Source organism: Chryseobacterium aahli (genome assembly GCF_022699665.1).
GTDB lineage: Bacteria > Bacteroidota > Bacteroidia > Flavobacteriales > Weeksellaceae > Chryseobacterium > Chryseobacterium aahli.
This window is the reverse complement of the sequence record NZ_JALDNB010000008.1, coordinates 231,034-254,378: the sequence shown is the minus strand read 5'-3', so window position 1 is coordinate 254,378 and position 23,345 is coordinate 231,034. Positions and strand designations below refer to the sequence as shown.

Genomic DNA, 23,345 nt, shown 5'->3' with positions numbered 1-23,345 from the left:
GGATGGGGGGCGGGGTTTTGTGTTGGGAAGAGTTGATGTGTCGAGGGAGCGGAGCGGTCGGGAGGGGGTTGAAAGGTGGTGTGAATGTTTGAAAAAGACATGGGTTGAGCAGCAGGGAGGGATTATGGAAGGGAGGATCATTGGAGAAGGCAGGTTTGAGAGTGAATATGCTTTGGTTGATGTGGTTGTGGAATTTATATTAGGGTATCCGATTTTTGAAATGGCTTCCTATTAGCAATGTGATGTGCCGCTCCGATGGAGCTCATGATCTTTATTGTAAATTACACTACAAACAGGCCGCTCCTACGGAGCTCAAAATTTAATATTACTGAGCGTGATGTTGCAAACGTGACCCTCCTCCCTAAGGAGCTTATGATTGATTCGATATATTTACTCATTCGGTCTTATTGATAAAATCGTATCGGAATTTTTGTTGAGATATTGATCATGAGGTTTACTTGACAAAAAAAACATTTTACTTTAGAAATGCAATTTTTACTTTGGTGATTTTTGATACATGACCACTACCCTAGCCCCGATAAAAGCGACATCCTTTTTATGGGCTCCGCTGCTGTGCATCGGAGCCCATAAAAAGATACAGCGGTGAGCGGGAAAAAGCTACTAATGAAAATGAAGTATAACGGCGGTGTGATACATGAAAGATACCGAAGTCGTTGAAAGAATCTGTACTTTGATTAAAAATACCGTTTGATGAGTATCTTATATATATAGTATCCGATAAGGCAACCGATGGTGTCGGCAATGATGTCTAAAGTTTCCATGGATCTGCCGAAACCCATTTCTTCCTGAAGGATTTCTGTGAGGAAGGCGTAGATAAGGATGATCTGAAAAAAGTAAGAGAACTTGATTCTTGGGAAAGCCGCCATAAATGAGAAACCAAGCATTGCAAATATTCCTAAATGCAAAACTTTGTCAATTCCCTCGAACATAAAGAAATATTCGTGGTTTTCTACTCCCGGACGCAGGAGCATATAAGTAAGAAATGCCCAATAAATGGGCAGTATCTTTATAAATATGTTTGAAATCTTATCCAATTAGTGCCTGGTATTCTTCTGCAGAAAGCAATTCTGACTGATCTGCACCGTCAGCAATCTCCAATTTGATAATCCAACCGTTTCCGTAAGGTTCTGTGTTTAGTAATTCTGGCTGATCTTCTAACGCAGCATTGAACTCAATTACTTTACCAGAAATTGGCAAGAACAAATCTGAAACCGTTTTTACAGCTTCTACACTTCCGAAAACATCTCCTCCATTGATATCATCATCTACCGTATCTACATCTACATAAACGATATCGCCTAATTCTCCCTGCGCAAAGTCTGTAATACCAATTGTAGCAACATTACCTTCGATCTTTACCCATTCGTGATCTTTAGTGTACTTTAATTCTGATGGTGTGTTCATTTTAATTTTTTATTTAATATTGACAAATTTATTCAAAATACAGATATGCTCAAAGAAAATAAATAATTATTTAAAAAGCAGGCTAAAAGAGGGAGGTTTGGAACTTGAAAAGTTTTACATAGGCGACTTAAATTTAAGTTCTAATTATTTAAACACCGCTAATTTTAAATATTCTTTTTTACTAAATTCATCATTTAATACATAAAGGTAGAAGTTTAAAATGATCAAAAACCAAATCCATCAATATTATAACGACCTCGCAAAATCCTATGATGAAAACAGGTTTGAAAATTCTTATGGGAAGTATATTGATCAACAGGAAAGGTATTTTTTGAATTCATTTTTAAGAGATGATAAGTATTCAAACATTTTAGATTTAGGTTGTGGAACAGGAAGATTATTAAATTTCGCAACTCATGGTGTAGATTTCAGTCAGGAAATGCTGAATATTGCTCGGAAAAAATTTCCGAAGAAACAATTGAAGATCGGAGAGATTTCAAATATTCCTTTTGAAGAAAACTTTGACTGTATTTTCTGTTTTCATGTCATCATGCACCAGAACAAAACGGAAACGGAGAATTTTCTAAATGAATGTTATAAAAAAATAAATAATGATGGAATTTTGATTTTTGATTATCCAATTAAATCAAGAAGAAAAGCGACTTCTCCACAAGAAGATTGGCATGCGAATAATTCTTTTAAACCCAATGAAATTTTAGATTTAATAAAAACTAATTGGAAGATCATTGAAAGAAAAGGAGTTTTATTTTTTCCTATTCACAGAATTCCAAAGGCATTGAGGAAAATATTTCTACCTTTAGATATATTGATTTGTAAAACATTTCTAAAAAAGTGGGCATCGTATCAAATCGTAGTTCTGAAAAAACGATGAAACAGTTTATCAAAAACTCTCTTCCCTACTCATGGAAATTGCAGTATAGGTTATTGCAAAGGATTTTTCATGAACAGAAAAACGCTCACTTATATGCTAAAAATTATTTGAATGAAGATATTGGAGGTTATTCAGTAGAATTTAAGCAAGTAATCAGAAGAGGAGATTTCCACGAAAATAAAATTCATAACCTAAAAATCGTCTGTGAAAAAGTCAACAACTTAATCATTCAGCCGAATGAGGTTTTCTCTTTTTGGAAAGTAGTTGGCAAACCAAACAAAAAAAATAATTTCAAAGAAGGCAGAAATTTAATTAACAATGCTATTTCAGAGGATTTCGGTGGCGGAATCTGTCAGTTCTCATCGATTTTATATTATTCTGCGTTGCAATACGGATTGGAAATTATGGAAAGACATTCTCATTCGATTGACATTTACAAAGAAAACGAACGTTTTACCCCTTTAGGTTCAGATGCTACGGTCGTTTTTGGGTATAAAGATTTGCAGATAAAGAATAATTTCCTGTTTCCGGTACAATTCAAATGTTGGGTAAACGAAAATGAACTTCACCTCATCATTCGCTCTCAAAATGAAATCAAACTGAACACTATACATTTTAAATATCAGGAAATTGAAAACGGAGTTTGGGTAGAAACCTTAAATAATGACCAAACTTTATTTAAAAATTTCTATATTCGTTTATGAACTTTCTCGCCCACTCTTTTCTTACTTTCAATGACGGACAAATTGTCGGGCAGTTTCTCGAAGATTTCATCCGAAACAGAGACCGCTATTCTTTCCCGAAAGATATTCAGGATGGGATTACTCTCCATCGAGCAATTGATACATTTACAGATTCTCATCCGGCCATTCATGAAGCAAAAAAGGTTTTCAGTCCGCTTGTTAGGCTTTATGCAGGAGCTTTTGTCGATGTTTCTTTGGATTATTTTGTTGCCAATGATTTACAACTGAATTCCTTACAAGGCTGGAAAAACCATTCATTAAAAGTATATAGAGTTCTTCATGAGCATTACGAATTTTTACCGGATAATTTCAGGTACATGCTCACCAGAATGGAACAAGATAACTGGCTGTACAACTACCGCCACGATCAGAATATAAAATTCAGCATGAGAAATGTTTTGAATAAAGCTAAATATTTAGACAAAGATATTCCGGTATTTGAGGCTTTTTTAGACAATAAAGATATTCTGCAGAAATGCTATGATGATTTTTTTCCTGATCTTTTGGCTCATGCAAAAGCAGAAAATGATTTACTGCAACTTCGAAAATAAATTTTTAAAACTGTTGAAACAAATATCGATTCGGATACGTGAGTTTTTCACTTTTTCGGTTTCCATTGACGATGATGTGAACTAAATTAATTTGGTCATCAAATAAATTATACAAGAAGCTCACCGCAGCTTCTACTTTTTTAGGATTTTCCACTTTTTCAGATTCCAGATAAATATTGACTGATTCGCTGTCTTCTTCGTAACCGATGTAATTGATTTTTAAAAACTGATTATCTGTTTTGAGTTTAAAATATTCTGAGCTATAATTTTTTAAAGCCTCATTAATCTGAGCTTTGTATTTTGGATCATTAAAATGAAATGACTTTCCGTATTTCTTGCCAAGACCATTTTCTAAATCATCTAAGAAAAATCTTCCAGTAATCTCAAAAGTTTTTGATTTTGAATTATAATTTATTTCTACCGAACCGACGTGATAAGGATGTTTTGTTTCTGTAAAAGAGAAAAAAATAAATAGAATAGAGAAAAAGAAAAGTACTTTTTTCATTTTAGTAAATCGATAATTTTTTGTGGATTTTGTCTCATATCAAAGAATAGTAAGATGATAATTTTAGTTTCGTTTTCTTTTCTGAAAAACATTCTTACATGCTTTTTGCCTATTAAGACACTTCTTGTATTTCTTATTGATTTTTGAAACTGTTGATACTTTCCATCTCTCAATTGAGTCACAATATGTTCAACATCGTTGATGAAAACACCAATCTCTTTCTCAGTCCACACTTGCGAAAGAAACTCTAAAATACTTTCGTAAGAGCTATACGCTACTTTCGTAAATATAACTCGCATGCTTTTTTTCGGGCATTTTCAAAAAACTCTTCTGAAGAAATACAGTCTTCTTCTTTCACAGAGTCTGCATATTTCTCTATCTGTTCATAAACATGAGTAGGAACTCCCTCAATTATTTCGTACTCGCTTTCCACAGAAACCGATTTCACTCCTTTTATTTTTTCCAAAAGCTGTTTGATAAAAACAAAATCTTCAGAATTTTCCAACTCGATATTAACAATCATGATACTGAATTTTATACAAAGTTAAAATAAATTTTGTATCATCGCATTTCAAAAAATAATTGAATAATGCAGGACTTTTTATTTTATTTAAAACTCGGTTGGGAACATATTATTTCACTGGATGCGCTTGATCATCAGCTTTTTGTTTTAGCTTTAATTGCCGTATACACTTCAAAAGACTGGAAAAAAATCCTGATTCTTGTTACCGCATTTACCATCGGACATTCCATCACTTTGGCTTTAAGCATTCTCGATGTAGTAAGACTTCCTTCTAATTGGGTGGAATTTTTGATTCCGTTGACAATTGTTTTAACGGCTGCCGGAAATATTTTAATGAAAAACAAAAAACAATCGCAAAATAAAACCAATTATTACCTAGCTCTTTTCTTCGGACTCATTCACGGATTGGGATTTGCAAATACCGCAAGAGTGATGATTGCTAAAAGTCAGAGCATCGCCGTTCCGCTTTTAGGTTTTAATATTGGGTTGGAACTCGGACAAATTGTGATTGTGCTGGCCATTTTAATATTGCTTTTCATTCTTTTAAACCTTTTTAAAGTAAATAAAAAAGACTGGGTTTTATTTGTTTCTTCAGGCGTTTTTGCATTGGCCTTAAAAATGACCTTAGAGAGAATTCCTTTTTAATCTACTATCTGAAATTAAAAATATACTTATTGTAATCAACAGTAAAACAATCATTACTAAAGTTGCCATAAAATATCCGTCATCAAAACTAAAATAAATCCGTCCAACAAAACTCACTCCGAGTCCGATAGAAATCTGCTGAATTGTCAAATAAACTCCGCTCGCAAGCGAGGTAACTGAAACAGGCAATTTTCTCATTGCATTGGTAAACATAGACGGCAGCACGATTCCACATCCGATTCCGTAAAAGAATAGAACAACAGATATCATTAGTAAATTGATTGTTGGTGAATTGACCACATAAAGATGACCTACAAGTCCTAAAATCATTATGATTAGACCGAAGACAATAAATTTTTCCTGATATTTATTTAAAAATCTCACCGATAAAAGGGATGCTAAAACATAACCAATTCCCTGACACGCAAACAATAATCCTGTGGTTGTGGAACTCAGATAATGATGTTCTTCAAAAAAATTGGCATTGATGAAAAAATAAGAATCCTGAACCAAATAATAAGTAACCGCTGCTAAAAGCGCTACTTTAAAACTTGGATATAGAAAAGGTTTCATATTGATCAAAACCTCTTTTCCTTTTTTAAACTTTCTTTTCTGATTTAAGATAAAAAGAATCAAACCTGCAAAAGAAAAAAGGAGCAGCAAAATATTATTTGTCTTCCAACCTTCTTCGCCGCCGATTACAATTTCGTACATCAAAATAATAAGAAGAATAATCAATATCAATTGTGGGAAAATCTGTATGGATTCTTTTGCTTTAATTTCAACTTCCTTTAGAAATTTATTAGTCAAAATAATGACCAAAAGCGCAATCGGAATATTGATAAAGAAAACAAGCCGCCACGCATCAAAACTAAAATGAAGATCGGGAATGATACCGCCCAAAACCTGTCCTATGACCGAAGCGATTCCTGCAATCGCACCATAGATTCCCAAAGCTTTTACTCTTTCTTCTTCAACTTTAAAAACATTGGAAATCAAAGCAACCCCTTGCGGAACCATAAAAGCCGCCGAAATGCCCTGAAAAAGTCTGCTTATATTCAGTTCGAACGCTGAAGTCGATATTCCGCATAACAATGAGAACACCATAAAGCTAAACATGGAAGCTATAAAGGTCTTTTTATGACCAAATTTATTTCCAATTTTACTTCCGGTAATCAAAAAAGCACCATATCCGATAATATAAAACACAATAATAAACTGCGCCTCGGCAGAATTAGCCTGTAAAGAACTTCTTATTGACGGTATTGCAATATTGACAATAAAAAGATCCAGAACACATAAAAAAATCGACATCGAAATGACAATTAAACTCAACCACTTATTAAACTCTTGAAAATTTCTCATTTTTATTGATAATATTTTAACTTTACGACTTCAAAAGTAACAACATCAAAACCTGCAGTCAAGTAGGTAAAAAAAACATACTCAGTATGAATTTTAGTACTAATTCTGATAATGAACTCGTTAGCTGCACAGAAAATTTTCTTTTTCTGGCAAATAATTGCTACGCAGAACACACTTTGAAGATGATTAACGGAAAATGGAAGATTTCTCTGATTAAAATCATCGGTAACGAATGCCCAAAAAGATTCGGGGTTCTTAAAAGGGAATTAGATAATTTAGCACAGGGAACCTTAAGTACAATTTTAAAAGAATTGGAAAATGATGGTCTTATTCTGAGAACGGCTTACGCTGAAATTCCGCCGAGGGTAGAATACAAATTAACTGAAAAAGGCATTGCCTTTTTGCCAATTATACAATCAATGGAAGACTGGTGGCTGGCTTTTCCTGAAAACAATTAAAAATATTAGCTATGAAATTTAAAGTTGCTGCACTTTCAGTTCTATTTTATATTGGTGTTTCTGCCCAAAACATTCAAAACAATCCGGGAAGTAACCATGGGAACAGATTTGAACAGTTAGGAACTATTCTTCCTACACCAAACGTTTACAGAACGGCTTCAGGAGCTCCTGGGCAAGCATATTGGCAAAACAGAGCAGATTACGACATCACCGCATATCTCGACGAAGATAAAAGAAACTTAAAAGGTTCGGAAACGGTTACCTATCACAATAATTCGCCGGACGATTTAGATTATATTTGGTTACAGTTAGATGAGAACCAACAATCAACGGTCAAAAAAGCGGATTATCAGTTCTCTTCTACCCTGCCGAAATCTTTGAACGACCAGCAATTAAAGACGACAGATATTCCTGCAAAAGATAACGGGTATGGTGTTAATTTAGAAAAAGTAACCGATGCTTCAGGAAATCCTTTGAAATACACCGTCAACAAGACGATGATGCGTATTGATTTGCCTAAAGTTTTAAAGAAAGGCGAAAAATTCATCTTTAAAATAGATTGGAATTATAACATCCCGAACCGTACGAAAATGGGAGGCCGCGGCGGTTATGAAAATTTCGCAGAAGACGGAAATGATTTGTACACCATCACCCAATGGTTCCCAAGAATGTGTGTGTACAGCGATTTTCAGGGTTGGCAGAATCATCAGTTCACAGGAAGAGGTGAATTTGCTTTAGTTTTTGGGAATTATAAAGTCTCGATGAACGTTCCCGCTGATCATGTGATTGGAGGAACCGGAGAATGTAAAAACTACGAACAGGTTTTAACTCCTGAACAATTATCAAGATATAAGAAATCACAAACTTCGAATGAGCCTGTAGAAATTGTGACTTTGGATGAAGCTAAAAAAGCAGAGAAAAATCATTCGAAACAGAGAAAAACTTGGGTTTTTGAGGCAAAAGATGTCAGAGATTTTGCATGGACGGCTTCAAGAAAGTTTGTCTGGGATGCAATGGGCGTTACAATTCCTGAAAACAATAATAAAGTAATGGCGATGAGTTTCTACCCGAAGGAAGCTTATGGCTTGTACAGAAAATTCTCTACGAAAGCTGTTGCTCATACGATCAAAACCTATTCAGAATTCACGATTCCCTACCCTTATCCAGTAGCGCAGTCTGTGGAAGCTTCGAATGGAATGGAATATCCGATGATCTGTTTCAATTTTGGAAGAACAGAAAAAGACGGAACATATTCTGAAGGAATTAAAAACGGAATGATCGGGGTAATCATTCATGAAGTAGGACACAACTTTTTCCCGATGATCATCAACTCAGATGAAAGACAATGGAGCTGGATGGATGAAGGATTAAATACATTCACAGAATATTTAACGGAAGAAAAATGGGATAATAAATTCCCTTCAAAACGTGGTCCGGCATGGACGATTGTTGATTATATGAAACTTCCGAAAGATCAGCTGGAACCGATTATGAGTAATTCCGAAAACATTATTCAGTTTGGCCCGAATGCTTATTCTAAACCTGCAACAGGTCTGAATATTCTTCGTGAAACGATTATGGGAAGAGAGCTTTTCGATAAAGCATTTAAAACGTATTCAAAAAGATGGGCGTTCAAACATCCTGAGCCAGCAGATTTTTTCAGAACAATGGAAGATGCGAGCGGTGAAGATCTTGATTGGTTCTGGAGAGGCTGGTTCTACGGAACCGATCCTGTAGACATTGCGATTGATAAGGTTACGATTGCAACTCCCGACTTAACTGCGGTAAAACAAGCTGAGGAAACCAAATATAAAGTGGATAAACCTTTGCAAAACGAATTTGAAGATATTTCGAAAATCAGAAACAAAGAAGACAAAACCATTGCTTTTGAGGTAGAAAAAGATAAAGATTTACAGGATTTTTACTACCGTTATGACCGCGGTCAGGAAAAAGTAGATGCTGATAAAGAATATAGTATCAAAGCAGAAGGAAGCGAAGCTTTAGATAAAAAAGATCAGGATAAATTTAAAAATATCACAGCGTATCAAATCGATTTCATGAACAAAGGTGGTCTGGTAATGCCGATTATTTTAGAGTTTACTTTTGAAGACGGTTCAAAATTAAAAGATAAATCTTCAGCTCAAATCTGGAGACATAATGAAAAGAAAGTTTCGAAAACATTCTATTTTGATAAAAAATTAAAATCAATTCAGCTTGATCCGATGAGAGAAACAGCGGATATTGATACTTCAAATAATTTGTGGAGTAATGACGGAAGTTCTGCGACAAGCTCGAAATTTCAGTTATTTAAACAAAAACAAGACGGCGCGGTGAGAGGCGGTGCGAATGGAAAGGTTAATCCGATGCAGGCTGCGGGGAAGAAAAAGTAAATTCTGCAATTTCATTTTTAATCTTTAAAAACAAAAACTAACTCCTTTATATGAAAAAACTCAGTCTTCTTCTGTTGCTTTTTGCAGCAGCACAATCTTATTTTGCGCAATCGTTACAATTTTACACAGGTAAAAGAGATTTTCTACCCATCGAAATCTTGATGGAAGACGGAACGACCAAAACCGGATTTGCTCAGGACTTTATGCTTCCCGATGTTGCGACCTTTAACTACATTGGTAAAAGCTCAGAAAAAAGCGCCAATCTTAACAGAAAAGAGGTAAAATTTAAATCTTCAAAAACAGATGCAACGGTGCAGCCTATCCCTGTTTCGGATATTAAAAGTTTGATTTACACTAATGAAGATACTCAGGAAAAATTTCAATTAGACAAACGTATTGTGAAAGAAATAGACAGCAACTTGGAACTGGAATCCGAAGGAAGAGTGTTAATGTTGCCATTGATGGAAAAAGGAGAAATTAACCTTTACGGTTACCGAAGCATGTTTTGTAAAGCTGATTTTGGAGATAATTTTGCGTCAGGATCCAATGGAAATAATGATGACTGCCAACTGCAACATGTCATGATCTATCTCAGTAAACCGGGTGACACATTTGCCGTTGCACCGGTAGACTACAACAAGCTTACGCCTCTGGATTTATTTAATATGAAATCTCTGTACAAGAAATTTTATAAAGCATACGAAATTGTGGGCGCCGACTGCCCCGAGTTTTTAGCAAAGGTAGATGAAGCAAGAAAAAATGAATATTTCTCAAACAAAACCTACAAAGAAAATAAAAAGGCTACCGACGCAGAAAGAAAGGAAGAGATGAAAGGGAAAAAGGGAGCGGCAGCTGCTAAAATAAACATGAGATACAAAACTGAATTATACACCAATATGTATAAAAAATTACTGAAAGACTACGACAGCTCGTGCAAATAAATTCTGAGTTCACTTACAGCAAGTGAACTTTTTTTCTGCCAAAATTTCACATCTTTAAAAAAAATCTGCCAAAACTCTACTTATAGTCGCGTGGCACAGATTTGGAGATTTACGAGACAGAAATAATTTAAAAATAAAAATATTATGTCAGTAAACTTTAAACCCTTAGCAGACAGAGTGCTTATAGAGCCTATCGCTGCAGAAACTAAAACAGCTTCAGGTATTATCATCCCAGACACAGCGAAAGAAAAACCACAAGAAGGTACAGTAGTAGCAGTAGGTCCTGGTAAAGTAGACGAGCCTACCACTGTAAAAGTAGGAGATAAAGTTCTTTATGGAAAATATTCAGGTTCTGAATTAAAATTAGACGGAAAAGATTTCTTAATCGTAAAAGAGGGAGATTTACTTGGTGTAATTGGATAAGATTCCAGATACAAGACATCAGATTTCAGACTATTCAAATTAAATTCAAATTAAAAACAAGTGTTACATGTCTAACTTCTGACATCTAACATCTAATATCAAATCAAAATGGCAAAAGAAATAAAATTCGATATCGAGTCAAGAGACGCTCTAAAAAGAGGGGTTGATGCATTGGCTAATGCAGTAAAAGTAACTTTAGGACCAAAAGGTAGAAACGTAGTAATCGAAAAATCTTTCGGTGCACCTCACGTAACTAAAGATGGTGTTTCTGTAGCAAAAGAAATCGAACTAGAAGACAGAGTAGAAAACATGGGAGCGCAAATGGTAAAAGAAGTTGCTTCCAAAACCAATGATATTGCAGGAGATGGTACAACTACCGCTACTGTTTTGGCACAGGCTATCGTAAGAGAAGGTCTTAAAAATGTAGCTGCTGGTGCAAACCCAATGGACTTGAAAAGAGGAATCGACAAAGCAGTAACTGCTGTTGTTGCTAACCTAAAAGAGCAGTCTAAGCAAGTTGGTGATTCTACAGAAATGGTGAAGCAGGTTGCTTCGGTTTCTGCAAACAATGACGAAACAATCGGATCTTTGATCGCTGAAGCTTTCGGAAAAGTAGGTAAAGAAGGTGTAATCACTGTAGAAGAAGCAAAAGGTATTGATACAACAGTAGACGTTGTAGAAGGTATGCAGTTTGACAGAGGTTACCAGTCTCCATATTTTGTGACGAATCCTGAGAAAATGACGGTTGAATTGGAAAACCCTTACATTCTTTTAGTAGAGAAAAAAATCTCTTCAATGAAAGAATTACTTCCTGTTCTTGAGCCAATCGCACAAAGCGGAAAATCTTTATTGATTATCTCTGAAGAAGTGGAAGGTGAAGCTTTGGCAACTTTGGTAGTAAACAAATTAAGAGGTTCTCTTAAAATTGCTGCTGTAAAAGCTCCGGGATTTGGTGACAGAAGAAAAGCAATGTTGGAAGATATCGCTATCTTAACTGGTGGTCAGGTAATTTCTGAAGAGCAAGGTTTCACAATGGAAAACGTATCTCTTGATATGTTGGGAACTGCTGAAAAAGTATCGATCGACAAAGACAACACAACAATCGTAAACGGTGGTGGTGAAGAAAGCAAGATCAAAGGAAGAGTAAACCAGATCAAAGCTCAGATGGAAACTACGACTTCTGACTACGACAGAGAAAAACTACAGGAAAGATTGGCTAAATTAGCTGGTGGTGTTGCTGTATTGTACGTAGGTGCAGCTTCTGAAGTTGAAATGAAAGAGAAAAAAGACAGAGTTGACGATGCATTGAATGCTACGAGAGCAGCTGTTGAAGAAGGTATCGTTGCAGGTGGTGGTGTTGCTTTTGTAAGAGCAATCTCTGCTTTGGCAAATCTTGAAGGAATCAATGCTGACGAAACTACTGGTATCAAAATCGTAAAAAGAGCGATCGAAGAACCATTGAGACAAATCGTTGCTAACGCAGGAGGTGAAGGTTCTGTAATCGTAGCTAAAGTTGCTGAAGGCAGCGGAGACTTCGGATACAATGCTAAAACTGACGAGTATGTAAACATGCTTGAAGCAGGTATCATCGACCCTACGAAAGTGACAAGAGTTGCCCTTGAAAATGCAGCTTCAGTTTCTGGAATGCTGTTAACCACTGAGTGTGTGATCACTGAAATTAAGAGCGCAGAACCTGCTATGCCAATGGGAGGTGGAATGCCGGGAATGATGTAACGGTCAGCGAACGAGGCAATATAAAATTAAACCGTTCAGATTTTTCTGAGCGGTTTTTTTTGAAATTAGATTGTAAAGCAAAAAATATTTTTGATGATTTAATTTAATATCTTTGAAATAAATAAAGCGAAACAAACCTTCGCCAATCTACCTAATTTTGAGTGTATATGCGAAAGTTTGTTTCGCATATATACAAGTTATGTGTAATATAAACCAAAAATAGAAATGAAAATAAAAAAAATATTATTCAGCATATTAACCGCTCTTGTTTTAATCATATCAATATTCCTTTATATGAATAGAGATAAATTTGTCTATGTAGGTTCAGTAGATATTATTGAAGTCGATTGTAGCAAAAAACGACAAATCCTCAGCGAAGTTTTTGAAAGTGACCAAAGGATTAGAAAATCAAATGAACTCATCAAATACGCTAAAGAAGATCATAGGAATCAGGAATTAGTGATTAGCATTATTGAAAAGTGTGGTATGCCAACATTAAAGGAGGTGGGTCAAAAACAAATGGATGCAATCTGGTTGGGTCTGCAACATAGTACTAAAGAAATAAGAAAAAAGTATTTTCCACAAATAGAGAAAGCGGTTGAAAATGGAGACTTATCTAAAGGACAATACGCATTGATGAAAGATAGGATTTTAATGGACGAAGGAAAACCTCAAATATATGGTTCACAAATAGAAAATGGTAAATTGTATAAATTAGAAAATCCTGAAACTGTGAACGAAAGAAGAAAAGTAATGGGAATGGAACCAATAGAGGATTATTTAAAGAATTTCAATATTCAGTTCAATCCGAATTAAAATACTACACCCACAAACATAAACCCCTCATTGCAAATTCATTTTAATTGTTCGATTATTTAATTTCACTATTAAAATAATAAAAACAGCCTTCAACACTCATCATCGAGTATTGAAGGCTCGTTTTTGAGACTCAAAGACTCGACAATGTATTAAAAGACTCTTCAACGAGTATGAAAGACTGGTTTTTTTGATTATAAAATACTGGATGCCGAATGTAAAAGATGGGATGGTGAGTCTTTAAGAATAAAAACCGACTCTTTTACAGTGATTACCGACTATTAAAGAGTCGATTTTGAGTTTAAAAAGAAAAAAAAGATGACGGTTGTCCACTTGACTTTCTGGATTTCCAATCCGTGACTTTTCCCTATATTTAAAAACATAATTTTTTGCACAGAAAATCAATTAAACCAAACCTCAATGCCCTTGAAAACAAAATTATTACTCCTTTTACTTTTCGGTTTATGTTTAGCCAATGCACAAACCTTACATTTTAAACATCTTTCGGATATGTCTATTCGCAGAGGAGCGATAAGCAGTGCCATTGCAGGTGACAATATCTATGTGAGCAATGGTTACAAAGATGCGGATGGTTATGCAAATTTTATTGAGAAATACAATATTAAAGATAACCGCTGGAGTATCATCAACTCCAGTCTGGTTCCTAAAAGATTTGCCAATTCGGAGACTTACGATAATAAAATTTATATTTTTAACGGTTGGGGAAACAGCAATCTTGAAATTATAGACCTTGAAACGCATAAAAAAACGAAGGGAGCTGTTAACCGTGCCTACACAGGAAATGCCGGTTCTGCCATCCATAACGGAAAAATATACACGTTCGGCGGAAGTGGGCTCAACAATGCTGCAACTACTGTATTTTCTGATAGATTCCAATACTATGATATTGATTCAGATACATGGCATCCGTTACCAGATATGCCTAACGCCAGAGAAGCCAGGGGCAAAATTGTGAATGATAAGCTTTATGTCATTGGTGGTTTTAATGGTACCTCATCCCGCTTGGTCAATGTGTATGATCTCAAAAAAAATCTTTGGACTGATCAATATACGATGCCTGCTGCGATATCGGGTCACTCATTGGCGGTATCCGGTCATAAGATTTTTATTGCAGGCGGTTATAATAATCAAAATTTTCTGGCCTATTTTGATACAGAAACCAATAAGTTACATCGTTTATCATCCAATATGATTCCAAGACGACATGCTGCTGCGGAAATATATAACAATAAATTATACATCATGGGTGGAAGTACAGCATCTTCCACCAAATCAGCTATTAAGAGCATTCAGGTTGCAGATATTAGCGAAGAAGTGCTTTCTGCTAAATAAACCTCGATGTTGCAGATTTTTAATCTGTGACTTTATAGCTACAAAAGTCTTTTCCTAAATGTCATAAAAGCAAGAAACCACGAAAAACCTTTTCGATAAGACCCTCAATCATTTCAACATAAGTTTCAACTAATTCGTTGAAGGTGTCAACTTCTTCGCAAAGACAATCAGGCATTACGTTGAGACAATCAACCATTCAGAAGAGGCAATCAACCACTTCGAAGAGCCGATCAACCAGTTCGAAGAGGCAATCAAGTACTCCGAAGACGCAATCAACCATTCCGAAGAGACAATCAACCACTCCGAAGAGGCAATCAAGTACAATTCATTATATTTCACCACTTTACAGCCTTTTCAAACTTGGTGAATATCCAGAATATTATTGATATTGAGATCTGAAAACAATTAAAGCCAAATGTTTTTCTTAACCGCCAATTTCCAGCCTATACCCTTTTCCACGAATCACCACAATTTTAATATTCGGATCGATTTCCAGTTTTTTTCTGAGTTTTGAGATAAACATATCCAGACTTCGTCCTACAATGACACCGTCATCTTCCCAGATTTCTTTCTGCAGTCGGCTTCTTTCAATAATTTCGTTAGGAGAAGATGCGAAAATAAGCAATACACGACTTTCCGTTGCGGTAAGGTCTACTGTCTTATCATCAATGATGAGCTTTCTATTTTTAGAATCAAATAACACTGAGCCCAAAGTGAACAGATCAGTTTGCTGAGTTTCAGGTACAACTTGTCTTGACTTTACAGATTTAGATCTTAGAAAAACAAAACCGATCAATGCTAAAAATGACAGACCGCCAAAAAGGTAAACGCTCTTTGTTGTGTTGATTCCTGTTGGTTTGAATTTGATGTTGATCATGTAGCAAGCTTTGGGTTGTTTTCTTCCTATACAGGCTACAATATCATCTTTTTTACTCTTTGAAACCGAATATCCATAAGCCACGCTGGAGTTATGACAGTTCAAAACGTTAACAATATAATCACTCGCAAGCGGATCTTTCGCCAACACCCGTTTCGTAAGATTCACCAAAGAATCTGGCTGAAAAGTAAGTTCGTTCTCAAAGCTGATCTGGTATTCATTTTCTCCGATCTTTTTTACCGGAAGCACTCTTGATGTACGATCGCCTGACTGTAAAAGCAATTCATGTCCAATTCTGCGGAGTAGCACTTCTCTTTTGGCAAAATCAAAGTCGTTCTTATCCTCCGTGCTGAAAGCGGCACAGACTACAAAAATCAGTGAGAGCAAAATGATTGTAAAAAGGTATTTGCGCTTTCCTGAGAAGAGATTTTGACTAAGATGCATAGTGTCAAGTTATTATTTACAAAGTTTACAATTTTATTTACAATTCAAATCCTTAGATCCGAAAAATATCAAAGTATTTTCGTTGAGTCAACTTTGATAAACTATTATAAACAAAAGTAGGTCTTATCAGATCTGACTTATCAAAAGAATATTTAATTTAAAATTAAAAACTTATGAAAAAAGTAATTTTTGCGCTCATGCTACCATTGCTTGTAGTGAGCGGACTCGTATTCGCCAATCGTGAAATTAAGAATGAAACCAGTAAAAAGCCGATTCAAAAGCAACTGTCTCCTGCTGAAAAGAATGCCGAAATGAAAAAATGGGAAGCTACCCCTTCCGGTAAAAAGTTCAAAGAATGGGAAACATCTCCCCGAGGTAAAAAAGTGTATGCCGCCGAAGCTAAAATATGGAAGCACATTACAAATTATACCAATATGGAGGGAGTTGTCACCTCTCTTTCTCTTCCGCCGGGCTCTAGACTAGGTTTCGGAGTGATGGTCAGGATTAATGATGAAGATTACATTGTAACATTTGATGCAGAAAAATCTCAACTTGAGCAATTGCGCAGCCTGAAAGTGAAAGACAAAATAATTTTAAAAAGCCGTTATGTAGCGCATGCGCCGAAGTATTCTTATCCCATCATATCTTGCGAATATCTGGAACGAGATCGTAAAGTAATTTTTAAACGTATTCCTCGTAAAGGCGGTTGCTGAGTAAAATACTTGACTGATATACTATTAGCTAGATACCCTACTCCCGCACGATAAAATTGTGCGGTTTTTTTTTGTATTCACAGAAATTTATTCTCAAAATAATTCACTTAAAAATCAAAAGAAACATTTAATAATTATTAAATTTGAAATGCACCATTTAATAATCACCAGAATATGAACAATACAAAAATCCAGACAATTTCCGCTTCTCTATTGGCTTTAATGGCTTGGTTTTGCGTCATCCTACAATTTTATATTTCGTCGGATACCTTTACAAATGTAATCAGCTATTTTACCATCTTATGCAATTCTTTAATTGCAGTCAGCCTTTCTTTTTCTGCTTTATTGCCAAAAACCAAATTGGGAAAATTCTTTTCAGAACTATCAGTGAAAACCGCAATTGCACTGTATATCTTCATTGTGTTCGCAGTGTATAACACGGTTTTGCGAGGCATTTGGAAACCTACCGGATGGCAATTGTTCTTAGATAATATGCTTCATGTTGCCATTCCTATTTTGTATATTTTATACTGGATGTTTTTGGTCACAAAAAGTAAATTAAACTGGAAGAACGGATTTTACTGGCTCATATTTCCATTAATTTATCTGATCTACTCTCTCATTCGTGGCTCTGCGGTTGGCTGGTACCCTTATCCATTTTTGAATGTCGATAAATTAGGTTTTGGTCAGGTCATGATCAATATTTCACTCATGCTTATTGTATTTCTGGTAAGCGGATCTACATTAATTGCCATTAATAATAAATTTGAAAAAAAATAAACATGTTGTCCATTTTGTAAACGACTTCAACTTCAAGCTATTGATAATTAAAGTCTTTATATTTCGTTGTTAAATGGAATGCCATTGTCTATCTTAAAAAAGCATTTATTGTAGAAACTTTGTCGTTCCTTGCGATTTAAAAAAAATTATATAATCAGGTTAATTTAAAAACTGTGAGAATTAAAAATTAATTTAAACTTAAAAACTAATTAAATGCCTAATAAAGATTTAGAAAAGTACATCAAAGACATAGGAACTCCACGAGATTATTCAGAAAGCAAATATCTGGTTTATGTAGAATTGTACAAAGCAGAAAAAAAATTAAAGAAAATCATCTCGGAGCATTGCAAAGTTATATTGCTGACAAAGGCTCTGCGCTCAAAAACAAATCAAAACTGCTCAATTCCCAAATCGGTTTTCCCATTCAAAAACAAATTCCTAAGTTTACAAGTTCTTCCATCCTTAAAAACACTCCCACAATGGAAAACAAAAAAGACGAGCAGATTCTGGATAACGGCCCATTCTACCACGGAACAAAAGCCAATCTGAAAATCGGAGACTTGCTCACTGCCGGTTTCAAATCAAATTATTATCATGAAATCATCATGAATCACATTTATTTTACAGCTTTACAAGACGGCGCTGGGTTGGCTGCTGCATTAGCAAAAGGAGATGGTGATGACCGCATCTATATCGTAGAACCGACAGGCGCTTTTGAAAATGATCCAAACGTAACGGATAAAAAATTCCCAGGAAATCCCACCCGATCTTATCGCAGTACAGAGCCCGTAAAAATCGTTGGAGAAGTTACAGAATGGATTAAATTAACAGACGAAGAACTCCAAAACTGGAAGGAAAGAATTGCAAAGGTTCGAGGAAATCCAGATGCAGAAATCATCAATTAAAAGCCTCACTCCTCATTTAATTCGTCATTTAAATTCTCTCATATGTTGTAATGAAAGTAAGATTTGGGCTCATCATTATATTGCATTTACCCAAAGATGAAAAAATTAAATAAATGGTTTACAGATTTTTACATCAATTCTAAATCGATCTTGCGGATCTGCAATAAAGACGGCCAATATTTATCTTTCTATTAAAAATGACAAATCAATTAATTAAAAAATATTTTTGAATTAAAAATCTTGGGCACATATTACACCTATAAATTAGCTCAATGTGTAATTTTGCGCATTGGATTTAGGTTTAATAAGACACAAAAAACAAGACCATGAATTTTATAAAAAAATATTTCTCAAAATCAAAAAAGAAAATAAACGTCATTTTAACTTTACAACTTTCTGAACTTGATGTAAACATTTCTGAATTTGTAAATTTTAAAATTGTGGATTGTTCTGAAGTGCTTCAAAAAAACAATTATAATCCATTAAAAGATTCTAACCTGAAGATACTTGAATACATCTCTGAAGAGATTATTAATTCAGAAGATAATATTTTAATTTACAATGCCGGATTAAGTATTACGGACTTTGATATAATCTCTGAAATGTTAAAACCATATAAATTAACCATCGACAAAATTTTAATACCCAACGAAGCCAAACGAAACCAACAACTTGCTGAAGGAAAAGAAGCGTATAGAAATCATAATCGCTGGCTTCATTTTTATCCCGGAGAAATTGAGGATATGCATAACGAATTTGAACTGAAAATTAAAAACTTAAAAACAAAATATGAAAATACCGAAACGAAAGTATTGGAAATATAAAACAGAACGTTTAATATTTGTACTAATAGCATAACTACTAAAGTTATAAAAAGATTCTGCGATAAATTTAATTTCAAATTCTGAAGTTTATATTTCTTCACAGCATTTACCCCGTTGTCGCACGAATCCTTCGTGTGGCTTCATTAAAACAAAAACCGTTCATATTTTCTTAGCGGTTATTATATTTTTCAGCAATCCGCTTTGCAAAATCCCGATGTCTCAGGTTTGCAATTCGTGATTCAAAAATATAAAACCGTTTACTTGAGAGCAATTTTCACTTGTCATTTGCCCACAATTTAACGCTAATCTAATTGGAAAACACATCACGACTATTTCATTAATAGTAGAATTACCACCTATTTTAGTTTGTCTATTCAAAAAGTATATTCTATATTTGGAAAATTTTAAACAAAACAATAACAATTGAATTTTTAATTTATAACCATGAAAATTACTCGTTTATTTTTATTCTTATCATTACTTTTCTTCAGTTTTGGTAAGGCACAGCTTTCGGCATTTATCAATGGTAAAGAAGTAAAATCCGGCGCCACTATTTCTAAAGATGACTTAGAAACGTTACAGGTTAGCTTCAAAAAACCAAAAAATGTAATTCCTTATTCTGGTTATTCACACTTGTATGTAGAGTTTGCAGACAATACCAAAACCTATATCAATCATTGGGGTCTTCAAAAAGACGGCTATACTGCTATGGAAGATTTTCTTAAAAGCACACCTGCGACAAAGAAATTCACTGTTTTTGAAGGAAATGATTTTATAACCAAAGGAAATAATCTTGAATGGATTGTAAATGGAGCAAATGGAGTAGAAAAACAAAAAAGTATAAGAGTAGAAATAGGACTTTGGGTTAAGGAAGAAACGGGCTATAAACAATATGGACAAAAAGTTCAGTTATTAGAACCCATTTTTTTTAACGTACCTATCTGGGACACAAAAAACTTATACCTTCCTTACCTTGATGCCACTATAGATAAAACCAATATAAAACAAGATATTGATACAGACCAAACAGGTAGTACAGCTGATAGCCGCACCGAAGTGGGTTATGCAATGAATCTTAATCAAGTTACTTATCTTGTTTATACTTTTGAGAAAAGTTCACATCCAGGTTTAACAGTTGATGAAGTGGCTAAAGATTTTATTCATAAAGCTACCTATGATTCAAATGGAGGAAAAGTTAAAAAAAATCATGAATATGATTTTAGAAAATATGAATTACCTTGGGATAATATCTGTGATTTTTTCACTAGTCAAGGCATACAAAATGTGGCCTATTATATAGATAAATCTGTAAAATCTGTTGATTTAATGGGTTTGTATCAAGAAGTAGAATTTGGTAAAATGAAAGGCTATTCATTTCAGTCTGGTTTGTATAATTATGATAGCCGAGAAGGAAAATTAGACAAAGATGTAGGCCAGTTTAAAATCTATATCCTAAATCACCCTACCAATCCTGATCTAATATTGATGGTTTGTAACAAAGTCAGATGGAATAAAGCAACAGTACAAGATTTAGATACCATTATGCAAACTTTTATAAAAAGTATAAAGCAGTAAGTAATGAATCCCGGACTTCAAGTTCGGGATTTTTGTTTCTAAAGAATTATATGGCTACTGAAATCTGTTTTTTAATTTAATTGTTTTCGTTTATATTTGTTTGTCAACTTGTTTTTAACAAAAAATCTACTAACCGAAAATTTAAGATGAACTCAGAAAACAAAGAATTAACCAAACATTTAAAAGAAATTTATTCAAAACATTTTGATCAGAAATACCTTGACAAAAACCTTGAAATACCAAAAATTTATCTTGATTCTATTGGAAAAATATCTGTTAAAGATCTATATAAGTTGGGTTCTATACCAAATACTGAATGGGGAATAGATTTGTATGGAGATGAATTTTTAGAACGGAAAAATTCAAATACACTTACTAAAAAGGATAAAATATATTTAACAATCGGAGATTGGGGTTCTCATCATGACTTCCACATCAATTGCGACAGATCTTCTCCGGATTTTGGTAAAATATTCGATTACAATGATGCACATCCTTGGTGCGAATGGCATGAACCGGAAGGCGAATGGACAGATTTCAGAGAATTTTTGAAGGACGAATTTAAAATTGAATTAGAATAAGGAAATAGTTTTAGTTCATTTAATTTTAGTTATAATTTGGTTTTTTTTCCGAAACCCACCGAATATAAAACAGCACCAATTTTTAAATAAATGAACACAATATGAAAATCGCACTTTTTTCTGACATTCACGGTAAAATTCTGTTACCATTTAAATTAGTTGATTTATATCAGAAAGAGACAGGCCGCAAAATTGATTTCATCTTGCAATGTGGAGATATGGGGGCTTATCCAAACATCGAAAACCTTGACAAAGCAACGATAAAACATGCACAATACGACAGAGATGAGTTGGGATTTCATGACGATTTTATAACAATGAATCAAGAAATAAAGTCATTTTTAGATGGGCTTAATATCAATATGATCTGTGTCCGCGGGAACCATGAAGACCATGATTTTTTGGACGGCCTAGAAAAAGAAAACCCAGAGAAAAGCATCTTCCCTATTGATATTTATGAAAGAGTTTTTGTCTGCAAATCAGGTTTGGAACAAAAATTAGAAACAGATGATGAAGTTTTAAATTTTGTAGGAATCGGCAGAATCGGAGACCGAAAAGGCAGATCCGAAAAACGCTTTATCCAGGATTACGAAAGGAGGAAAATTAAAAAGCTGTTGAAAACAAAAAATACTTTTGATGTCTTAATCACCCATGACAAAGACGACAGCAGCCAAAGAGGTTATGGTATGGCTGAAATTAGAGAGGTGCTGGACAATGTGATTTTTCATTATCATTTTTACGGACATACAGGAGAACCTTATAAAGAAGAAACAGATTTTAACGGCATCACTCAATCCATCAAAATAAAAGAACTTGAATTTAACGAAAGTGGAATATTAGAAAAAGGCTGTATGATTATTCTGACAAAGGAAAACGGAGGATTAATCATTGAAATTATCGACCAAAAACTAACGAATAAAATGACTAAATTTAATTGGAAATCTCAGTAAACCAGCTGTAATTTAATCAGAAAGAAATGGAAGAACAACTTACACATCTTGTCGTGAATTGGATTGACGTAGACAATAATGTCATTCTAGTCGGAGCAACAGATAATGAAAGCTGGAAATGGGAGACAGATTTGGGAAATTCAGGAGCAGATGCTAAATCTATTGTTTGGGTAACCTTAACAAATAATGGTAAAGGCTATGTCGTTTCTGAACAAGTTCATTTTTTCTGTTTTCCTGGTGACCCTACCCGATCTCTTGCCATGTCGAACTTAATTGGTCTGTTTGAAATTGCCTGGACAATTAAAAATAAAAACATGGAAGGTGATAATGCCAGAGAAATGTTCTTCGGAAAAATTATTGATGGAACTATCTAAGGAAAAAATTCTCATTACATGAAAATTTAAAATCAAATCAATGGAAAGATTTTCAAATGATATACAAGCTCTGATGAATGCAGCTGAGATTGAAATAGAGAATTTTAATTTAAAGGATGGAGAAAAAACCATTGCTTATTTCTCTGAAACACCAACAATTAAAGGATTTCCTTATAAAATAATTTTAGTTGAAAGCTCTGATGGAATTATCTATTCAAGATTTAGACAATGGGATACAGTATACAACTTCACACAATGAACAAACGGAATCTACAATCTGGACAGACTGAGAATTATAATTGACAAAAAAACTCTTTCAGAAGCAGACACTGCAATTTTGAAAGAGCAGTTTTCGAAGTTAGAGCAGATAAAATTACCCGAATGCATACAAGATGAAAAAGCAATTATTCTAGACGGTTCCACGTGGAAATTCGGAGTCAATTTATCAAATAAAAACGTTGATTATACTTGGAAAGCAACAACAGAAGACATCAATTTATTTGTTCCTCTTATAGATTTGATGAGAAAAAAATACTTGGATAAAATCCTATAAAAACA

General features: G+C 34.4%; 30 protein-coding genes. 23 read left to right on the top strand and 7 right to left on the bottom strand.

Going from position 1 to position 23,345, the window contains the following annotated elements; all coding sequences use genetic code 11:
• Nucleotides 1-88: 88 nt before the first annotated feature.
• Nucleotides 89-235 carry a hypothetical protein gene (locus MQX03_RS14210; RefSeq protein WP_242803852.1) on the top strand — a complete coding sequence of 49 codons (147 nt, stop codon included), beginning with the start codon at nt 89-91 and terminating at the stop codon, nt 233-235.
• 460 nt (nt 236-695) lie between these two features.
• On the opposite strand, the gene MQX03_RS14205 is transcribed toward MQX03_RS14210, so the two are convergent.
• Together MQX03_RS14205 and gcvH are read right to left on the bottom strand one after the other, a co-directional pair.
• Nucleotides 696-1,055: a VanZ family protein gene (locus MQX03_RS14205; RefSeq protein WP_242803851.1), complete on the bottom strand. Its 360-nt coding sequence runs from the start codon at nt 1,053-1,055 to the stop codon at nt 696-698.
• Entirely contained in the window at nt 1,048-1,425 is a 378-nt protein-coding gene (gene gcvH, locus MQX03_RS14200; protein ID WP_129536042.1) for a glycine cleavage system protein GcvH, read from the bottom strand. The genes MQX03_RS14205 and gcvH overlap by 8 nt, the downstream gene beginning before the upstream one ends.
• Nucleotides 1,426-1,645: 220 nt before the next feature.
• Here gcvH and MQX03_RS14195 point away from each other — a divergent pair, with 220 nt between their 5' ends.
• The 3 genes from MQX03_RS14195 to MQX03_RS14185 are packed head-to-tail and all read left to right on the top strand — an operon-like array spanning nt 1,646 to nt 3,611.
• On the top strand, nt 1,646-2,317 hold the full coding sequence (locus MQX03_RS14195) for a class I SAM-dependent DNA methyltransferase (protein WP_242803850.1): 672 nt from the start codon (nt 1,646-1,648) through the stop codon (nt 2,315-2,317).
• Nucleotides 2,314-3,021, top strand: coding sequence for a VanW family protein (locus tag MQX03_RS14190; RefSeq protein WP_242803848.1), 708 nt, complete (start codon nt 2,314-2,316; stop codon nt 3,019-3,021). Before MQX03_RS14195 ends, MQX03_RS14190 begins: the two co-directional genes overlap by 4 nt.
• On the top strand, nt 3,018-3,611 hold the full coding sequence (locus tag MQX03_RS14185) for an acyl carrier protein phosphodiesterase (RefSeq protein WP_242803846.1): 594 nt from the start codon (nt 3,018-3,020) through the stop codon (nt 3,609-3,611). The genes MQX03_RS14190 and MQX03_RS14185 overlap by 4 nt, the downstream gene beginning before the upstream one ends.
• Nucleotides 3,612-3,615: 4 nt before the next feature.
• Here MQX03_RS14185 and MQX03_RS14180 read toward each other — a convergent pair whose 3' ends face one another.
• The 3 genes from MQX03_RS14180 to MQX03_RS14170 are packed head-to-tail and all read right to left on the bottom strand — an operon-like array spanning nt 3,616 to nt 4,639.
• Nucleotides 3,616-4,116 carry a DUF6702 family protein gene (locus MQX03_RS14180; RefSeq protein ID WP_242803844.1) on the bottom strand — a complete coding sequence of 167 codons (501 nt, stop codon included), beginning with the start codon at nt 4,114-4,116 and terminating at the stop codon, nt 3,616-3,618.
• On the bottom strand, nt 4,113-4,415 hold the full coding sequence (locus tag MQX03_RS14175) for a hypothetical protein (protein WP_242803843.1): 303 nt from the start codon (nt 4,413-4,415) through the stop codon (nt 4,113-4,115). The genes MQX03_RS14180 and MQX03_RS14175 overlap by 4 nt, the downstream gene beginning before the upstream one ends.
• Complete coding sequence (locus MQX03_RS14170) at nt 4,391-4,639, bottom strand: hypothetical protein (protein ID WP_242803842.1); 249 nt, start codon at nt 4,637-4,639, stop codon at nt 4,391-4,393. Before MQX03_RS14170 ends, MQX03_RS14175 begins: the two co-directional genes overlap by 25 nt.
• Before the next feature lie 66 nt (nt 4,640-4,705).
• On the opposite strand from MQX03_RS14170, the gene MQX03_RS14165 reads away from it, so the two are divergent.
• Nucleotides 4,706-5,284 (top strand): HupE/UreJ family protein, encoded by a 579-nt coding sequence (locus tag MQX03_RS14165; protein ID WP_242803841.1) that lies wholly within the window; start codon nt 4,706-4,708, stop codon nt 5,282-5,284.
• On the opposite strand, the gene MQX03_RS14160 is transcribed toward MQX03_RS14165, so the two are convergent.
• Entirely contained in the window at nt 5,264-6,649 is a 1,386-nt protein-coding gene (locus MQX03_RS14160; RefSeq protein WP_242803840.1) for an MFS transporter, read from the bottom strand. The genes MQX03_RS14165 and MQX03_RS14160 overlap by 21 nt on opposite strands.
• 86 nt (nt 6,650-6,735) lie before the next feature.
• Here MQX03_RS14160 and MQX03_RS14155 point away from each other — a divergent pair, with 86 nt between their 5' ends.
• The 7 genes from MQX03_RS14155 to MQX03_RS14125 all read left to right on the top strand — a co-directional run bounded on the left by MQX03_RS14155 (nt 6,736) and on the right by MQX03_RS14125 (nt 14,764).
• Nucleotides 6,736-7,107 (top strand): winged helix-turn-helix transcriptional regulator, encoded by a 372-nt coding sequence (locus MQX03_RS14155; protein ID WP_242803839.1) that lies wholly within the window; start codon nt 6,736-6,738, stop codon nt 7,105-7,107.
• Between the two features lie 11 nt (nt 7,108-7,118).
• Nucleotides 7,119-9,497: a M1 family metallopeptidase gene (locus tag MQX03_RS14150; RefSeq protein WP_242803838.1), complete on the top strand. Its 2,379-nt coding sequence runs from the start codon at nt 7,119-7,121 to the stop codon at nt 9,495-9,497.
• A 50-nt stretch (nt 9,498-9,547) separates the two neighbouring features.
• Entirely contained in the window at nt 9,548-10,438 is an 891-nt protein-coding gene (locus MQX03_RS14145; protein ID WP_242803837.1) for a hypothetical protein, read from the top strand.
• Nucleotides 10,439-10,582: 144 nt separating this feature from the next.
• Entirely contained in the window at nt 10,583-10,861 is a 279-nt protein-coding gene (locus MQX03_RS14140; RefSeq protein ID WP_047444781.1) for a co-chaperone GroES, read from the top strand.
• A gap of 108 nt (nt 10,862-10,969) precedes the next feature.
• Nucleotides 10,970-12,595 carry a chaperonin GroEL gene (gene groL / locus MQX03_RS14135; RefSeq protein ID WP_056034555.1) on the top strand — a complete coding sequence of 542 codons (1,626 nt, stop codon included), beginning with the start codon at nt 10,970-10,972 and terminating at the stop codon, nt 12,593-12,595.
• A gap of 225 nt (nt 12,596-12,820) precedes the next feature.
• Nucleotides 12,821-13,411: a DUF6624 domain-containing protein gene (locus tag MQX03_RS14130; protein ID WP_242803835.1), complete on the top strand. Its 591-nt coding sequence runs from the start codon at nt 12,821-12,823 to the stop codon at nt 13,409-13,411.
• A gap of 426 nt (nt 13,412-13,837) precedes the next feature.
• Nucleotides 13,838-14,764 (top strand): Kelch repeat-containing protein, encoded by a 927-nt coding sequence (locus MQX03_RS14125; RefSeq protein WP_242803833.1) that lies wholly within the window; start codon nt 13,838-13,840, stop codon nt 14,762-14,764.
• 424 nt (nt 14,765-15,188) lie between these two features.
• Here MQX03_RS14125 and MQX03_RS14120 read toward each other — a convergent pair whose 3' ends face one another.
• Nucleotides 15,189-16,028, bottom strand: coding sequence for a winged helix-turn-helix domain-containing protein (locus MQX03_RS14120; protein ID WP_242803832.1), 840 nt, complete (start codon nt 16,026-16,028; stop codon nt 15,189-15,191).
• A gap of 230 nt (nt 16,029-16,258) precedes the next feature.
• On the opposite strand from MQX03_RS14120, the gene MQX03_RS14115 reads away from it, so the two are divergent.
• From MQX03_RS14115 to MQX03_RS14065, 11 genes are all read left to right on the top strand, one after another.
• On the top strand, nt 16,259-16,798 hold the full coding sequence (locus MQX03_RS14115) for a hypothetical protein (RefSeq protein WP_242803831.1): 540 nt from the start codon (nt 16,259-16,261) through the stop codon (nt 16,796-16,798).
• 174 nt (nt 16,799-16,972) lie between these two features.
• On the top strand, nt 16,973-17,578 hold the full coding sequence (locus MQX03_RS14110; RefSeq protein WP_242803830.1) for a Pr6Pr family membrane protein: 606 nt from the start codon (nt 16,973-16,975) through the stop codon (nt 17,576-17,578).
• 213 nt (nt 17,579-17,791) lie between these two features.
• A complete protein-coding gene (locus MQX03_RS14105) occupies nt 17,792-18,127 on the top strand; it encodes a hypothetical protein (protein ID WP_242803829.1) in 336 nt (111 codons plus the stop codon).
• Nucleotides 18,058-18,483 carry an NAD(+)--rifampin ADP-ribosyltransferase gene (arr, locus tag MQX03_RS14100; protein WP_242803828.1) on the top strand — a complete coding sequence of 142 codons (426 nt, stop codon included), beginning with the start codon at nt 18,058-18,060 and terminating at the stop codon, nt 18,481-18,483. The genes MQX03_RS14105 and arr overlap by 70 nt, the downstream gene beginning before the upstream one ends.
• Before the next feature lie 326 nt (nt 18,484-18,809).
• Complete coding sequence (locus MQX03_RS14095) at nt 18,810-19,307, top strand: hypothetical protein (RefSeq protein WP_242803827.1); 498 nt, start codon at nt 18,810-18,812, stop codon at nt 19,305-19,307.
• 444 nt (nt 19,308-19,751) lie between these two features.
• The gene (locus tag MQX03_RS14090; protein WP_242803825.1) at nt 19,752-20,882 is read left to right on the top strand and encodes a hypothetical protein; all 1,131 of its coding nucleotides are present in this window, start codon (nt 19,752-19,754) and stop codon (nt 20,880-20,882) included.
• Between the two features lie 146 nt (nt 20,883-21,028).
• Nucleotides 21,029-21,463 (top strand): hypothetical protein, encoded by a 435-nt coding sequence (locus MQX03_RS14085; protein WP_242803824.1) that lies wholly within the window; start codon nt 21,029-21,031, stop codon nt 21,461-21,463.
• Between the two features lie 101 nt (nt 21,464-21,564).
• Nucleotides 21,565-22,413, top strand: a complete 849-nt coding sequence (locus tag MQX03_RS14080) for a metallophosphoesterase family protein (RefSeq protein ID WP_242803823.1) — start codon at nt 21,565-21,567, stop codon at nt 22,411-22,413.
• A gap of 26 nt (nt 22,414-22,439) precedes the next feature.
• Nucleotides 22,440-22,787, top strand: coding sequence for a hypothetical protein (locus MQX03_RS14075; RefSeq protein ID WP_242803822.1), 348 nt, complete (start codon nt 22,440-22,442; stop codon nt 22,785-22,787).
• Between the two features lie 40 nt (nt 22,788-22,827).
• A complete protein-coding gene (locus MQX03_RS14070; protein WP_242803821.1) occupies nt 22,828-23,046 on the top strand; it encodes a hypothetical protein in 219 nt (72 codons plus the stop codon).
• 78 nt (nt 23,047-23,124) lie between these two features.
• Nucleotides 23,125-23,340, top strand: a complete 216-nt coding sequence (locus MQX03_RS14065; protein WP_242803820.1) for a hypothetical protein — start codon at nt 23,125-23,127, stop codon at nt 23,338-23,340.
• Nucleotides 23,341-23,345: the final 5 nt, after the last annotated feature.